This is a genomic window from Pseudomonas sp. T8 (assembly GCF_024610635.1).
GTDB classification, from domain to species: domain Bacteria; phylum Pseudomonadota; class Gammaproteobacteria; order Pseudomonadales; family Pseudomonadaceae; genus Aquipseudomonas; species Aquipseudomonas chlororaphis_I.
Genome location: NZ_CP102374.1, coordinates 186,488 through 200,629, shown reverse-complemented (window position 1 = coordinate 200,629; position 14,142 = coordinate 186,488). Strand labels below are relative to the sequence as shown.

The 14,142-nt window shown below is 64.9% G+C and carries 19 protein-coding genes; 13 read left to right on the top strand and 6 right to left on the bottom strand.

Features of this window, described 5'->3' with window-relative positions:
• Positions 1-114 precede the first annotated feature (114 nt).
• A complete protein-coding gene (locus NRG23_RS00900; protein WP_009049346.1) occupies positions 115-465 on the bottom strand; it encodes a hypothetical protein in 351 nt (116 codons plus the stop codon).
• Between the two features lie 176 nt (positions 466-641).
• Between NRG23_RS00900 and NRG23_RS00895 the strand changes: the two genes are divergently transcribed.
• The 5 genes from NRG23_RS00895 (at position 642) to ada (ending at position 3,793) form a co-directional block, all read left to right on the top strand.
• Entirely contained in the window at positions 642-944 is a 303-nt protein-coding gene (locus tag NRG23_RS00895) for a DUF1883 domain-containing protein (protein ID WP_007921735.1), read from the top strand.
• A gap of 34 nt (positions 945-978) precedes the next feature.
• The gene (locus tag NRG23_RS00890; RefSeq protein WP_007921734.1) at positions 979-1,149 is read left to right on the top strand and encodes a hypothetical protein; all 171 of its coding nucleotides are present in this window, start codon (positions 979-981) and stop codon (positions 1,147-1,149) included.
• A gap of 102 nt (positions 1,150-1,251) precedes the next feature.
• Entirely contained in the window at positions 1,252-1,968 is a 717-nt protein-coding gene (locus tag NRG23_RS00885) for a 2OG-Fe(II) oxygenase (protein WP_257373511.1), read from the top strand.
• Positions 1,958-2,632, top strand: coding sequence for a DNA oxidative demethylase AlkB (alkB, locus tag NRG23_RS00880; protein ID WP_038632859.1), 675 nt, complete (start codon positions 1,958-1,960; stop codon positions 2,630-2,632). The genes NRG23_RS00885 and alkB overlap by 11 nt, the downstream gene beginning before the upstream one ends.
• Before the next feature lie 87 nt (positions 2,633-2,719).
• The gene (ada, locus tag NRG23_RS00875) at positions 2,720-3,793 is read left to right on the top strand and encodes a bifunctional DNA-binding transcriptional regulator/O6-methylguanine-DNA methyltransferase Ada (protein WP_028682528.1); all 1,074 of its coding nucleotides are present in this window, start codon (positions 2,720-2,722) and stop codon (positions 3,791-3,793) included.
• Here ada and NRG23_RS00870 read toward each other — a convergent pair.
• Positions 3,757-4,245: a GyrI-like domain-containing protein gene (locus tag NRG23_RS00870; protein ID WP_257373510.1), complete on the bottom strand. Its 489-nt coding sequence runs from the start codon at positions 4,243-4,245 to the stop codon at positions 3,757-3,759. The genes ada and NRG23_RS00870 overlap by 37 nt on opposite strands.
• Before the next feature lie 49 nt (positions 4,246-4,294).
• The gene (locus NRG23_RS00865; protein ID WP_257373509.1) at positions 4,295-5,278 is read right to left on the bottom strand and encodes an MDR family oxidoreductase; all 984 of its coding nucleotides are present in this window, start codon (positions 5,276-5,278) and stop codon (positions 4,295-4,297) included.
• Positions 5,279-5,597: 319 nt separating this feature from the next.
• On the opposite strand from NRG23_RS00865, the gene NRG23_RS00860 reads away from it, so the two are divergent.
• The 6 genes from NRG23_RS00860 to NRG23_RS00835 all read left to right on the top strand — a co-directional run bounded on the left by NRG23_RS00860 (position 5,598) and on the right by NRG23_RS00835 (position 11,552).
• Positions 5,598-6,662 (top strand): nitronate monooxygenase family protein, encoded by a 1,065-nt coding sequence (locus tag NRG23_RS00860; RefSeq protein WP_257373508.1) that lies wholly within the window; start codon positions 5,598-5,600, stop codon positions 6,660-6,662.
• A gap of 173 nt (positions 6,663-6,835) precedes the next feature.
• On the top strand, positions 6,836-7,603 hold the full coding sequence (gene modA, locus NRG23_RS00855) for a molybdate ABC transporter substrate-binding protein (protein WP_028682525.1): 768 nt from the start codon (positions 6,836-6,838) through the stop codon (positions 7,601-7,603).
• The gene (modB, locus tag NRG23_RS00850; protein ID WP_009049354.1) at positions 7,604-8,284 is read left to right on the top strand and encodes a molybdate ABC transporter permease subunit; all 681 of its coding nucleotides are present in this window, start codon (positions 7,604-7,606) and stop codon (positions 8,282-8,284) included. It abuts the gene before it with no gap.
• Between the two features lie 3 nt (positions 8,285-8,287).
• Positions 8,288-9,376 (top strand): molybdenum ABC transporter ATP-binding protein, encoded by a 1,089-nt coding sequence (modC, locus tag NRG23_RS00845; RefSeq protein WP_257373507.1) that lies wholly within the window; start codon positions 8,288-8,290, stop codon positions 9,374-9,376.
• Between the two features lie 255 nt (positions 9,377-9,631).
• Positions 9,632-11,272 carry an ABC-F family ATP-binding cassette domain-containing protein gene (locus NRG23_RS00840; RefSeq protein WP_257373506.1) on the top strand — a complete coding sequence of 547 codons (1,641 nt, stop codon included), beginning with the start codon at positions 9,632-9,634 and terminating at the stop codon, positions 11,270-11,272.
• Between the two features lie 70 nt (positions 11,273-11,342).
• Complete coding sequence (locus NRG23_RS00835; RefSeq protein WP_009049357.1) at positions 11,343-11,552, top strand: hypothetical protein; 210 nt, start codon at positions 11,343-11,345, stop codon at positions 11,550-11,552.
• 244 nt (positions 11,553-11,796) lie between these two features.
• Here the strand turns inward: NRG23_RS00835 and NRG23_RS00830 are convergent, their stop codons facing one another.
• A complete protein-coding gene (locus NRG23_RS00830) occupies positions 11,797-12,117 on the bottom strand; it encodes a YbjQ family protein (protein WP_009049358.1) in 321 nt (106 codons plus the stop codon).
• Positions 12,118-12,327: 210 nt separating this feature from the next.
• On the opposite strand from NRG23_RS00830, the gene NRG23_RS00825 reads away from it, so the two are divergent.
• Positions 12,328-12,654, top strand: coding sequence for an isochorismate lyase (locus tag NRG23_RS00825; protein ID WP_009049359.1), 327 nt, complete (start codon positions 12,328-12,330; stop codon positions 12,652-12,654).
• Positions 12,655-12,717: 63 nt separating this feature from the next.
• Here NRG23_RS00825 and NRG23_RS00820 read toward each other — a convergent pair whose 3' ends face one another.
• Both NRG23_RS00820 and NRG23_RS00815 read right to left on the bottom strand, forming a co-directional pair.
• On the bottom strand, positions 12,718-12,918 hold the full coding sequence (locus NRG23_RS00820) for a hypothetical protein (RefSeq protein ID WP_016704205.1): 201 nt from the start codon (positions 12,916-12,918) through the stop codon (positions 12,718-12,720).
• 114 nt (positions 12,919-13,032) lie between these two features.
• Complete coding sequence (locus NRG23_RS00815; RefSeq protein ID WP_009049361.1) at positions 13,033-13,236, bottom strand: DUF6021 family protein; 204 nt, start codon at positions 13,234-13,236, stop codon at positions 13,033-13,035.
• Positions 13,237-13,642: 406 nt separating this feature from the next.
• Here NRG23_RS00815 and osmE point away from each other — a divergent pair, with 406 nt between their 5' ends.
• Positions 13,643-14,002: an osmotically-inducible lipoprotein OsmE gene (gene osmE, locus NRG23_RS00810; protein ID WP_124355115.1), complete on the top strand. Its 360-nt coding sequence runs from the start codon at positions 13,643-13,645 to the stop codon at positions 14,000-14,002.
• The last annotated feature ends 140 nt before the right edge of the window (positions 14,003-14,142 follow it).

Here is a 14,142-nt window from a genome sequence, read left to right as displayed (position 1 = left end):
ACCTTTGGCTACAACGCGAAACCCACCGAGCCTGCCTTGTCACCGGGCACAAAAAAGCCCGCCCTCGCCACGGAAATCCGGGCCAGGGCGGGCTCTTGAAAAATCCCTCGGCGATCAGCCGGAAATGCAGTCCTCCGCCGCCTTGCGGATATCGCCCGGACGCATGGGCACATTGGACATGCTTTCATGCAGCTTGATGCTGCTGCCGCCGGAACGCTCCTCGATATCGAACACCGCGGTCGGCCCTGCCGACAGTTTCTGCGGAACGATAACGCGCATACCGTCCTTATGCGGTTCGACCTGCAACTGGCCACGGCTGTCAGCCAGTTTGTCGCTGACGCACTTGGCGTACTCCTGCGGTTTTTTCCCTGAAATCACGTTCAGGGTGGGCAGTGTCTGGTTAATGTCCGAGACTGTCGCACAACCACTGATCGCCAAGGCCAGAATCAACACACCCCACTTCATACATTTCCTCCGATAAAGACCGTCCGACCGCAGAAATGGCATTTTTCTCCGGATCAGTCAGATTTATCCTAAATAATCGGCAAATAACTGTTTTAAATTGTCAAAGCCGCCGGCCGCGGCCTGATAAACTGCGCCATCGTTTTGATTTTGTAGCAAAAGCCCTTCTGGAGGCGCCCATGAAATTTATCCACCAGCGCGAGCACCTCAACGAAGACGATATCGTCGTCATCGAATGCTCCCAGGTCTGCAACATCCGCCTGATGAACGACGCCAACTTCCGAAGCTTCAAGAACGGCGGACGTCACACTTATCATGGCGGCGCGTTCGACAAGTTCCCGGCCAAGATCACCGCACCGAGCACCGGCTTCTGGAACATCACCATCGACACCGTCAACCGCCGGCCCATCAGCGTCACCCGCAAGCCGAACCTGACCCATTCGATCAAGATCATCCGCCGGTCCAGCTCGAAACTGCGCTGAACCCCGCCCCAGTCCGCGACAAACAGGTATCACCGTGGCCCAAACGACCAAGTACGTCATCAAATACAAACTCAACGGCGAACGCCGTTTCGAGTTCGCCCAGTTGGAAAGCGGCACCCAGGAAGAAGCCAAGGCCGCACTGGAAGCCCTGCACGGCCAGACCGACGACGTCATCAGCGACGTCAGCGTGAGCAAGGCGCTGTAAGCCCCTGCTTCTGTGACGAATTCGAGCGCAAGCAGCGGAGTGTGAGCGGCCCGCGCGCTTCCTAGACTGGCGGATATCAGCCTCTGCCTCAGGAACGCCAGGATGTCCGCCCCCTCCCTCGCACAGCGTCTTGCCTGCCTGGACTGGCCCTCGATCGAGCGGCAGCTCGATCAGGACGGCAGCACAGTGATCGGCAACCTGCTCAGCGCCGATGAATGTCATGAGCTCAGCAGTTTGTATCCGCGCAGCGAATTGTTTCGTTCGCGAGTGGTCATGGCCAGGCACGGTTTCGGCCGCGGCGAATACCAGTATTTCGCCTACCCCTTGCCGAAGCTGGTCGCCGAACTGCGCGGCCAGTTCTATCCGCACCTGGTGCCGCTGGCCAACCGCTGGAACCAGCTGATGAATATCCCCGTGCAATATCCGCCCCGGCACGAAGACTTTCTCCAGCGCTGCCACGCCGCCGGTCAGCAGCGGCCGACGCCCTTGTTGCTGCAATATGGCCCGCAGGATTACAACTGCCTGCACCAGGACTTGTATGGCGACAACGTATTCCCCTTGCAGGTGGCGATCCTGCTGTCACGCCCCGGCGCCGACTTCAGCGGCGGCGAATTCGTCATCACCGAACAGCGCCCGCGCATGCAGTCGCGGCCGCAGGTCATCGATCTGAAGCAGGGTGATGCGCTGATCTTCGCCGTGCATCATCGTCCGGTACCCGGCGTGCGCGGCCATTACCGGGTGACGTTGCGCCATGGCGTCAGCCGCCTGCACAGCGGCCGCCGCCATACGCTAGGAGTGATCTTCCACGATGCCCAGTAACGCTAACTTCACCGCCGAGCTGTTCGGCGAACCCGAACTGCAACAGGCGCCCCGCACCGAACAGGTCGGCCCGCAGTCCTTCGTGTTCCGTGGCTTCGCCCTGCCCTGGGTCGAGCGCCTGCTGCCAGCCCTGCGTGACGTACTGCGGGCCGCGCCGTTCCGGCAGATGGTCACGCCGGGCGGCTTCACCATGTCGGTCGGCCTGAGCAGTTGCGGCGAGCTGGGCTGGACCACCGACCGCAGCGGCTACCGTTACACCGCCCTCGATCCGCAGAGCGGCCAGCCCTGGCCGGCGATGCCCGAAGTGTTGCGCGAACTGGCACAGGCCGCCGCGACCCAGGCCGGTTTTGCCGGGTTCGATCCGGACGCCTGCCTGATCAATCACTATGTACCCGGCGCCCGCATGTCCCTGCACCAGGACAAGGATGAGCGCGACTACGACGCGCCGATCGTCTCCGTCTCCCTGGGCTTGCCGGCGGTGTTTCAGCTGGGTGGCGAGCGGCGCAGCGACCGCCCGTTGCGGGTGCCGCTGCTGCATGGCGATGTGGTGGTCTGGGGCGGCGTCGACCGCCTGCGCTATCACGGCGTGCTGCCGCTCAAGGACGGCACGCACCCGCTGCTGGGCCCACGGCGCATCAACCTGACCTTTCGCCGGGCCGGTTGATCCCGCGGGAATTCAAGCGCAAGACTCGGAGTGCCAGGCCCCCTGCCCTTGGTTAATCTGAGCGACAACCGCCACCGAGTAGAGTCCATGACCATGGTCCAGCCCAAGCCCACCACCGCAAGCGATCCCCGCTGGCTCGCCGTCCTGGCCCGTGATGCGCGCGCCGATGGCCAGTTCGTCTATGGGGTGAAAACCACCGGGGTCTACTGCCGCCCCAGCAGCCTGTCGCGCCTGCCCCGGCCGGAGAACGTCGAGTTCTTCGACACCGCGGAACAAGCCGAGGCCGCCGGTTACCGGCCGAGCAAACGCAGCGCCAGCGACCAGACCCAGGTAGCCGCGCACCATGCCAGCCTGGTAGCGGCCGCATGCCGGCAGATCGAGTCGGCCGAAGCACCGCCCAGCCTGAAACAGCTGGCCGAGCAAGCCGGCATGAGCAGTTTCCACTTTCACCGGGTGTTCAAGGCCGCCACCGGGCTGACCCCCAAAGGCTACGCCAGCGCCCACCGTTCGCGGCGGGTGCGGCGCCAGCTGGAGCACGGCCATTCGGTGACCGACGCGCTGTACGACGCCGGTTTCAACTCCAATAGCCGCTTCTATGAAACCGCCGACCAGTTGCTCGGGATGAAACCCAGCGACTACCGCGCCGGCGGCCTGAACGCCGATATCCGCTTCGCCGTCGGCCAGTGCTCCCTGGGGGCGATCCTGGTCGCCCAGAGCAATCGTGGGGTCTGCGCGATCCTGCTGGGCGACGACCCCAATGCCCTGGTGCAGGACCTGCAGGACAAATTCCCGCGGGCCAACCTGATCGGCGCCGACCAGGACTTCGAGCAACTGGTGGCCAAGGTGGTGGGGTTTATCGAAGCGCCGGCCATTGGCCTCGACCTGCCGCTGGACCTGCAAGGTACGGCCTTCCAGGAGCGGGTGTGGCTGGCCCTCAAGGAGATTCCGCCGGGCAGCACCGCCAGCTACGCCGAGATCGCCCAGCGGATCGGCGCGCCGAAATCCTTTCGCGCCGTGGCCCAGGCCTGTGGCGCCAACAGCCTGGCGGTGGCGATCCCTTGCCACCGGGTGGTGCGCAGCGACGGCCACCTGTCCGGCTACCGCTGGGGCGTGGAGCGCAAGCGTCAGTTGCTCGAGCGCGAGGGCTCGTCCGAGGCTTGAATGCCGATGTACACCGACACCGATTCCGGCCCGGTGTACACCTCGAAGTCCGTGGCGAAGCGCCGACGGACCTGCGGGTTGTCCTCGAAGTAGGCCCAGACCAGGCCCCAGGTCTGGATCACCACCTGCGGCATCGGCCCCTTGGCGGAGAACGCCAGGTACTCACCGCCCTGTACCTGCACCAGCGGATAGTCGGCATTGCCCTCACCCACCGCCACACCGGCGGTGACATCGAAGTGCCCCGAGGCATCGGACTCGTAGTTGGAGTACACGCCGTAGATGAACGAGTCCGACTGCCGGTGGCCGATGCTGTCGAACAGGCCTTCGACAAAAAACCGCTCCCACATCGGCCCGATCCGCGCGCTGTCCGCTTGTTGCTCATCGGCATTGCAGGTACGCACCTGCAAGCCCGAAACGCAGAAAGGCTGAATCTCTCGCAGTTTGACATCCATGCTTCGTACTCCTGTCTGGCGTTTATCTGGGTGACCGGCGCGCACGGTATCAGCGATTCACATCCACCACCACGCGCCCGCGCAACTCGCCGGCCAGCAGGCGCGATGCGGCAGCGATGGCTTCGCTGAGGCCGATCTCATGGCTGATCAACGGCAGCAGGGCCGGGTCCAGGTCGCGGGTCAGGCGCTGCCAGGCCTCGATGCGCCGGGCCTTGGGCTGGGTCACGCTGTTGATCCCGACCAGGGTCACGCCCCGCAGAATGAAGGGTGCTACCGACGCCGGGAAGTCCATGCCCTGGGCCAGCCCGCAAGCGGCCACGGTGCCGTTGGCCTGGGTGCTGGCGCAGGCATTGGCCAGGGTATGGCTGCCCACCGAGTCGATCACCGCCGCCCAGCGCTCCTTGGCCAAAGGCTTGCCCGGCGCGGACAGGCTGGCGCGGTCGATGATCTCGCTGGCGCCCAGGCGCTTGAGGTAGTCCTGCTCGGCAGTGCGCCCGGTGGATGCCACCACCTGATAACCGAGCCGGGCCAGCAGGGCTATGGCAAAGCTGCCGACCCCACCATTGGCCCCGGTGACCAGCACCTCGCCCTGGTTCGGAGTCAGGCCGTGGCGCTCCAGCGCCAGGATGCTGAGCATCGCCGTGTACCCGGCCGTGCCGATGGCCATGGCCTCGGCCGCGCTGAACGCCTGGGGCAAGGGAATCAGCCAGTCGCCGTCCAGCCGCGCCTTCTGCGCCAGCCCGCCCCAGTGTCCTTCGCCCACGCCCCAGCCGTTGAGCAACACCTGGTCGCCGGGCTGGTAATCCGGGTGGCTGCTGTCTTCGACGATGCCCGCCAGATCGATCCCCGGGACCATGGGAAACTTGCGCACCACCGGGCTGCTGCCGGTGATGGCCAGGCCATCCTTGAAGTTCAGGGTGCTGTAGGCCACCCGCACCGTCACATTGCCCTCGGGCAACTGCGCTTCGTCAATCTCGCGCAGCGCCGCGCGATAACCGGCGTCGTCTTTCTCGATCAAAATACCCTTGAACATGACTGCCTCCCGATGGGCCCATGGCCGGGCCGTGAACTTGAGTTTCAGCTTGCAAAGCCCCCACCTTCCCAGCCCGTGCGGGAAAAATCCACGCTCTTTTCGTCGTAGGCCACACCCTGCCCGTAGGAGCGAGGCTTGCCCGCGATAGCCTTATCACTGGCAGCCCAGGTGGCGGCCCTGATCCCGTCTCGCGAGCAAGCTCGCTCCTACAGGGGATCGCCAGGCTCCGGCCAAAGTCGACTGGCCTTGGTCGTCCATCTCCTGATACAACCCCCCGGGTTGCCGTCCTTATCTTTTTGACGTCGGAGAATCATTCAACATGAGCCAATGGCCTGACACCCGTATTCTCGACCTGCTGGGCATCGAGCTGCCGATCATCCAGGCGCCCATGGCCGGCGCCACCACTACGGCCATGGTGATCGCCGCCGCCCAGGCCGGCGCGCTGGGCTCCCTGCCCTGCGCCATGCTCAGCCCCGAGCAGATTCGCCAGGAAGTGCAGAGCATTCGCCAGACGACCCGCGCGCCGCTGAACCTGAATTTCTTCTGCCACCAGAACCCCACCCCCGACCCGGAACAGGAAATCCGCTGGAAAAACGCCCTGGAACCCTACTACCGCGAACTCGGCGCCGACTTCGAGGCGCCGACCCCGGTCAGCAGCCGCGCGCCCTTCGACGCCGTCAGCTGCGAGCTGGTGGAAGAGCTGCGTCCGGAAATCGTCAGCTTCCACTTCGGCCTGCCGGAGCCGGCCCTGCTCGCGCGGGTCAAGGCCACCGGGGCGAAGGTGCTGTCGTCGGCCAGCACCGTCGATGAGGCGATCTGGCTGGAACGGCGCGGCTGTGACGCGATCATCGCCATGGGCTACGAGGCCGGCGGCCATCGGGCGATCTTCCTCAGCGAAGACCTCAACACCCAGGTCGGCACCATGGCTCTGGTGCCGCAGATCGTCGATGCGGTGCAGGTGCCGGTGATCGCCGCCGGCGGGATCGGCGACGCCCGCGGCATAGTCGCCGCCTTCGCCCTCGGCGCCTCGGCGGCGCAACTGGGCACCGCCTACCTGTTCACCCCGGAAGCCAAGGTCAGCGCCGCCCATCACCAGGCCCTGCGCACCGCCAAGGACAGCCAGACCGCCCTGACCAACCTGTTCACCGGCCGCCCGGCGCGGGGCATCGTCAACCGGGTGATGCGCGAGATCGGCCCGATCAGCCCGCTGGCCCCGGCCTTTCCCCTCGCCGGTGGCGCGCTGATGCCATTGCGCGCCAAGGATGAGGCCGACTTCGCCAACCTCTGGGCCGGCCAGGCCCTGCGCCTGGGACTGGAACTGCCGGCCTACGAGTTGACCCGCACGCTGGCCGAGCAAGCCCTGGCCAAGCTCAACAGAAGCTAAAAGCCCCAGGGCCGCGAGTCCGCTCGCGGCCCGCTGCCCACTCCAGCTCCTGCCCCAGTTCCGTTCGCTGGCGATTCGCTATATATTTCCGTATACAGCGTTTCACCCACCCCCGGTGCAGTCCCTTTCCATATCCCCCACTGCCCAACGTCCTTTTGCCACTGGAGCTGTTCATGAACCGTCGTTTCTCAGGTTTTGCCCCGACCTGCCTTGCCGCTGTGCTCGCCGCCTGCGCTTTCGGCTCGGCCCAGGCCGATGAAGTCCAGGTCGCGGTCGCCGCCAACTTCACCGCGCCGATCCAGGCGATCGCCGCCGACTTCGAGAAAGACACCGGGCACAAGCTGGTGGCCGCCTATGGCGCGACCGGGCAGTTCTATACCCAGATCAAGAACGGCGCGCCGTTCGAAGTCTTCCTCGCCGCCGACGACAGCACTCCGGAAAAACTCGAAAGCGAAGGCGCCACCGTCAAGGGCTCGCGCTTCACCTACGCCATCGGTACCCTGGCGCTGTGGTCGGCCAAGGATGCCTACGTCGACAGCAAGGGCCAGGTGCTCAAGGACAACCACTACCAGCACCTGTCCATCGCCAACCCGAAAGCCGCGCCTTACGGCCTGGCCGCCACCCAGGTATTGGCCAGGCTGGGGCTGACCGAGCAGGTCAAGGGCAAGATCGTCGAAGGCCAGAACATCACCCAGGCCTATCAGTTCGTCTCCACCGGCAATGCCGAACTGGGCTTTGTCGCCTTGTCGCAGATCTACAAAGACGGCAAAGTCAGCAGCGGCTCGGCCTGGATAGTCCCGGCGCAGATGCACGACCCGATCAAACAAGACGCGGTGATCCTCAACAAGGGCAAGGACAACCCGGCGGCCAAGGCCCTGGTTGACTACCTCAAGGGAGCGAAAGCCGCGGCCGTCATCCAGTCCTACGGTTACCAACTCTAAATGCCGCTATCGAGTGCCGACTTTTCCGCCATCTGGCTGACCCTGCAACTGGCGTCGCTGACGACCCTGATCCTGCTGATCGTCGGTACGCCGATTGCCTTGTGGCTGTCGCGCACTCGCTCGTGGCTGCGGGGGCCGATCGGCGCCATCGTCGCCCTGCCCCTGGTCCTGCCGCCGACGGTGATCGGCTTCTACCTGCTGCTCGCCCTCGGCCCCAACGGCTATATCGGCCAACTCACCCAGGCCCTCGGCCTGGGCACCCTGACCTTCAGTTTCAGCGGCCTGGTGATTGGCTCGGTGATCTATTCCATGCCCTTTGTCGTGCAGCCGCTGCAGAACGCCTTTACCGCGATCGGCACCCGTCCGCTGGAAGTGGCGGCGACCCTGCGCGCCAATCCCTGGGACACCTTCTTCAGCGTGATCCTGCCGCTGGCCAGGCCGGGCTTCATCACCGCGGCCATTCTCGGTTTTGCCCACACCGTCGGCGAGTTCGGCGTGGTGCTGATGATCGGCGGCAATATTCCCGAAAAAACCCGGGTGGTCTCGGTGCAGATCTACGACCACGTCGAAGCCCTGGAATACGCCCAGGCCCACTGGCTGGCCGCCGCCATGCTGGTGTTCTCGTTCCTGGTGTTGCTGGCGTTGTACTCCAGCCGCAAAACCCGCGCTGGCTGGAGTTGAGTCGTGAGTGCATCGATCCATGTGCGCCTCAAGCGCCGTTACAAAACCTTCGACCTGGATCTCGACCTGGAGCTGCCGGGCCGTGGCGTCACCGCCTTGTACGGGCATTCCGGCTCCGGCAAGACCACCTGCCTGCGCTGCATCGCCGGCCTGGAGCAGGCTGAACAGGGCCAGGTACGGATCAACGACGAAGTCTGGCAGGACAGTGAACGCCAGCTGTTTATGCCACCGCACAAACGTTCCCTGGGCTACGTGTTCCAGGAAGCCAGCCTGTTCGCCCACCTCTCGGTGCAGGCCAACCTGGAGTTCGGCCTCAAGCGCATCCCGCGTGCACAACGCCGTGTGGACATGGCCCAGGCCACCGAGCTGCTGGGCATCGGCCACCTGCTGCAGCGCCATCCGCACAACCTGTCCGGCGGCGAGCGCCAGCGCATCGGCATTGCCCGCGCGCTGCTGACCAGCCCGCGGCTGCTGCTGATGGACGAGCCCTTGGCGGCCCTCGACAGCAAACGCAAAAGCGAGATCCTGCCGTACCTCGAACGCCTGCATGACGAGCTGGAGATCCCGGTGCTGTATGTCAGCCATTCCCAGGATGAGGTGGCGCGCCTGGCCGACCATATCGTGCTGCTGGAAAACGGCCGCGCCCTGGCCAGCGGGCCGATCGGCGAAACCCTGGCCCGTCTCGACCTGCCCCTGGCCCTGGGCGACGACGCCGGGGTGGTGATCGAAGGCCAGGTCACCCATTACGACGCCGGCTACCAGTTGCTCGCCCTGCAACTGCCCGGCAGCCAGTTGCGGGTGCGGGTCGCCCATGCGCCGATGGCCATCGGCAAGCACCTGCGCTTCAAGGTCCAGGCGCGGGACGTCAGCCTCAGCCTGCAGGCCGGCGAACACAGCAGCATCCTCAACCGCCTGCCGGTGACGGTCAGCGGCGAAATCCCCGCCGACAACACCGCCCATGTCCTGGTGCGCCTGGACGTCGCCGGCACCCCGCTGCTGGCGCGAATCACCCGCTATTCCCGCGACCAGCTGCAACTGCACCCGGGCCAGCAACTCTGGGCGCAGATCAAGGCGGTGGCCGTGCTCGCCTGAGCCGCGCACCGGGCGCAAGCGTTTCTCGCGAGCAAGCTCGCGCCTACCAGGGCGAGTATTGGATCTGTAGGAGCGAGCTTGCTCGCGATAGCCGCGCCGCGGGTTGTCATCCGGCCCACCCGCGCGTTAGGCTAGCCGCCCTTCCCCGTCACCGGACGATTGCCGACGTGAACAACTAAGCCTTCCAGAAATGTATTCGCGACAAGCCGCCTTGCTGCGCTTGTTGGCCTTTTTCGACATTCTCCGGAGGTGCTGATGACTCACGTCACACGGCTGCCTGCGCTGGTTTCCCTGAACCAGCTGACATTCCAGTTCGCCCATGGCGAAACCCTGTTCGATTCACTCGACCTGACATTCGATGCCTTGCCCACCGGCATAGTCGGGCGTAACGGCACTGGCAAGAGCGTGCTCGCGCGCCTGATCGCCGGCGAGCTTGCGCCGTCCTCGGGCAGCGTCACGCGCTTCGCCCGCCTGGCTTATGTGGCCCAGGAACACCTGGCGCAGGAGGGCCAGAGCGTTGCCCAGGTCACCGGCATCGCTGAGGCCCTGGCCGCCCTCGAGCGCCTCGCCGCGGGCCAGGCCTCGATGGCCGACCTGGCGCAGGTCGACGAGCGCTGGGACCTTGGCGAACGCCTGCGCCGCCTGCTGGACGAGGCCGGTCTCGACACGGTCGGCCCCGACGATCCGGCCGCCAGCCTCAGCGGCGGGCAACGCGCGCGTATCGCGGTGATCGGCGCCCTGCTCAGCGATGCCCAGCTGCTGATACTCGACGAACCCAGCAACCACCTCGACGAGCCCGGTCGCCAGTGGCTGCTGACGCAGCTCCAGCAGTGGCGCGGCGGACTGCTGCTGATCAGCCATGACCGCCAGCTGCTCGCGCAGATGCAGCGCATCGTCGAACTCACGCCTCACGGCGCGCGAGTCTACGGCGGCAACTACGCGGCATTCCGCGCCCAGCGCGAAGCCGAGCACGGCGCGGCGCGGGCCGCCCTGGAGCACGCGCGAACCGAACGCAGTCGCGAACAAAAACGCCTGCAACGCGAACACGACACCATCCAGCGCCACGCCGCCGGCGCCCGACGTTATGCCGACACCGCCAACATCGCCAGCTTTGAACGGAGGAAGATAAAAAGCGCCGCTCGGGACATCATGGGCCACGTGCGCAACCGTCAGCAGGGCCACAAGAACAACCTCGATCAGCAAGTCCGCGACGCCTATGCGCGGGTGGTGCCGGAGGCGCCAACCCTGGTGACGCTGCCCGGCACCGCGGTGCCCCAGGGGCAACAGGTGTTCTGCCTGACCCGAGCGCAATTGCCTTGGCTGCCGCCCGAGGCCGCCTCCAGCTACCTCGACCTGACCGTCACCGGGCCCATGCGCATCGCGGTCAGCGGGCCCAATGGCTGCGGAAAATCCACGCTGCTGAAGATGCTGGCCGGCGAGATCCAGCCCTTGAGCGGCCAGTGCCAGGTGCGGCTGGCCAGTGCTTGCCTTGACCAGCGCCTGTCGCTGCTCGATCCCGAGCGTTCGATCCTCGACCACCTGGGGGCGCTCGACCGGCCACTGCAGGAAGGCCTGCTGCGCAGCCGCCTGGCCTGGCTGCAACTCGATGCCCAGCGCGTGACCCAGCCCTGTGGCCGGCTCAGCGGCGGCGAACGCCTCAAGGCCGCGCTGGCGATTGCCCTGTGGCGTGAGACGCCGGCCAAGCTGCTGCTCCTGGACGAACCGACCAACCACCTGGACCTGGAATCGGTGGAAGCCTTCGAAAGCGCCCTGCGCGATTTCCCGGGCGCGATGCTGGTGGTGTCCCACGACCGCGAGTTCCTCGCCGCCATGGCACCCAGCCACCGGCTGCAATGGACGGCAGCGGGCTGGAGACTGGACGAGGCCGGCCAATGAACAGGCTTTTGCGCGAATTTCAGAGTTGCTTCTATAGTTGCTCTGAGCAGCTATCAACCAGGGAAGCGCCATGGAAGACATTTTTGTCGTAAAGCGCTGCAACAAGATCATCATTCAGGGTCGACGCGCCGGGGAAGCCGCCCACGGCGCGCCGATCGCCGCCCACTGGTACCGCATCGCCGACACCCGCACCGACGGCTTCATCGGCGATGGCTACGACCTGGAAGAGGACGCCATGCGCGAGTGCCGCCGGCTCAATGCCGCCAGCCGCCGCGCCTGAAACCGTGGACAACCGGGTGGTGCAGCCACTCGCCGGCAATGATGAAATTTCTTTCACTGTGAACCCGCCAAGGCTTCGCTAAAGTGGCTCACGCTTATTGAAGACTCCCGACTGGCCCACCGCTCCCCCGGTGGGTCTTTTTTATGGGCGATCGCCAAGGGCCGGGCGGCGGTCTGGCAGAGGATGCCAGGCATAAAAAAGCCCCGCACACGGGCGGGGCTGCGTGATGCGGGGAGACGCCGCTTTACTTGAGCCTGACGGCGGTGCCGGTGACAAAAACCACCACCATGCCGCCACGGCCGCTGGGCATGCTGATCTCGTAGTCCAGGCCGATCACCGCATCCGCGCGAATATCGCGGGCACGTTCCTTGATCTCGTCGGTCGCCTGCACCCGGGCTTCTTTCAGCGCCCGTTCCAGGGTCTGGGAACGCCCACCGAAAAAGTCGCGCATTCCGGCGAAGACGTCACGCACGACGTTGATCCCCTGCACGGACTCGGCGCTCACGATATCCAGGTACTCGGCGATCTCTCGCCCCGCGATCGCGTGGGTGGTAGTGATAATCACGGCATTCTCCTTTGACCGGCGCGACCCTGCCCTGAACCCGGGCGGGGTCGCAAAAAAACGCGATGGTAACAGACGCTCGGCAGGCAGCCATGCAGAGCATGCCGCGCGAGGCTGGCGCAGCGGTCTGCACGGTGCTGCCAAGGGCGAGCCTGTCCGTGATTAAATCCGCCAGCGGATAACCGCAGATCCTTTCCCCACTGGAGTATTCACATGGACGTCATTCAGTCGCTAGCCCCCGAACAATGCGCAGGCATGGAGGATATCCGCCGCGAGATCGATCGCCTCGACCAGGTTGTCATCCAGCTGCTGGGCGAACGTTTGCGCTACGTCATGGCCGCATCGAAATTCAAGACCTCGGAAACCGCCGTGCGCGCGCCCGAGCGTTTTCGCGCCATGCTCCTGCAACGCCGGGAATGGGCCCAGGCCGAGGGTCTGAACGCCGATGCCATCGAAAAGCTCTACAGCGACCTGGTGCAGCATTTCATCGCAGAGGAGCTCAAGGGCTGGAAGTCCGCCCAGGCCCAGTCGCCGGCCTGAGGGTAAAAGAACACCCGACAGCCCGGGAACACGCCAGGCTGTCGGGCAGGGTCGTGGATGGGGTTATCGGGTGTTGGCCCCTTGCGCAATCTTCTTGGCCTTCGCCTTGTAGGCCGGCAAGGCTGCCGCGTAGGCCAGGGCCTCTTCCCGGGTGCCAAAGGAGCCAAGACGGTCGCCCTTGGTGCAGACCCGCCAGGGGCCGCTGTTGACGCTGACCACGTCATAGCCGTTCATGTGCATCTTGTTCAGCATTGGAACGCTCATAATCGCCTCCCTTTCGGTAGAGATCGTCCGAGGTTGTCGCGAACACCTTACACCCGGTCCGCGCGGGCGTGGGTTCCATCCATCGCTACGAAGCCGGAGTACCCTGCCTGTGTTTCACTTGGGCTTCAGGTTCCCCAGCGGGTCATACGCCCGGGACTTGGGTTCTTTCTCCGGCTTGTTGTCCCTGGGTGCTTTCGCCGGACCTATGGGGTCCACCTGCGGATCAGCCAGGTCCGGGGAGTCAGGGTCGAAGCCCAGTTCGTCCTTGCCGGAAGCGTGCTCGGATGAACGCGGGCCAGTGGGCCTGTTCGTATTCATGGATACCTCCCGACCAGGATGGAATGTTCTTTCAATAAGAGGGCCATTCCGGCGCGGGGTGCAAAACAGCTGACGAATGGCACTCGAGCAAACGACCTTTTTCCGCCGTGCTTATGGCGTTTTGGAAGGTCTGCCGCAGTCGAATCATGAGCTGCGTTATCAGTCCGCGCCAAGGCCTGCGTTTCGTCGCCCTGTCGTTGCTAGGGCCATAGCGCAAGCGCACACTGGCTGCAGCTGACGGATCAGCTCCCCCTCTGCAAAAAGCCCGCCCATGCGGGCTTTTTGTCTATCCGCCATCCCCTCGTCCCGCCCTTCGCGAATACTGCTCGCCGCCCTCGTCGCTCGGCTTTACTTCAACTGATGCATCAGGCGTCTCTTCACGACACCTACCATCGGGAGCCCTGCCATGAGCAAAACACTTATCGTCATGATCATCCTGTTATCAGCTGCCTCCGGTTGCACCAGCAATTCCCACGTCTACCGCAATCAACCGCTGGTGGCGAAGGTCGAGACCGGCATGACCCAGGACCAGGTCCGACAGATCGGCGGCGAACCCTTGTCCGTCACCCCGCGCACCGTGGAACTCGGGACCTGCTTCGACTATGTGTTGACCCAGGCCGGTCATAAACAGCCGTTCAATGTCAGCTTCGACGGCAACGGCAAAGTCGACCACACCAGCTTCCTCACCTGCGCCGAATGGAGCCACGCCCAGCAGAAAGCCAGGGCTCCAGGCAGTGGCACGAGTGATATGGGTGGCGGTTATTGAGCTGAGCTGGCCAGAGTCGGCGGCGATTGCGGGTGGGTACGGCCAGATGAAATTTCTTTCACTGTGAGCCGGGCGCCAGGCGGGTAGATTTCACCCTGCTCATTCAACTATTGGCCCGCTCCCCGCGGGCTTTTTTTTGG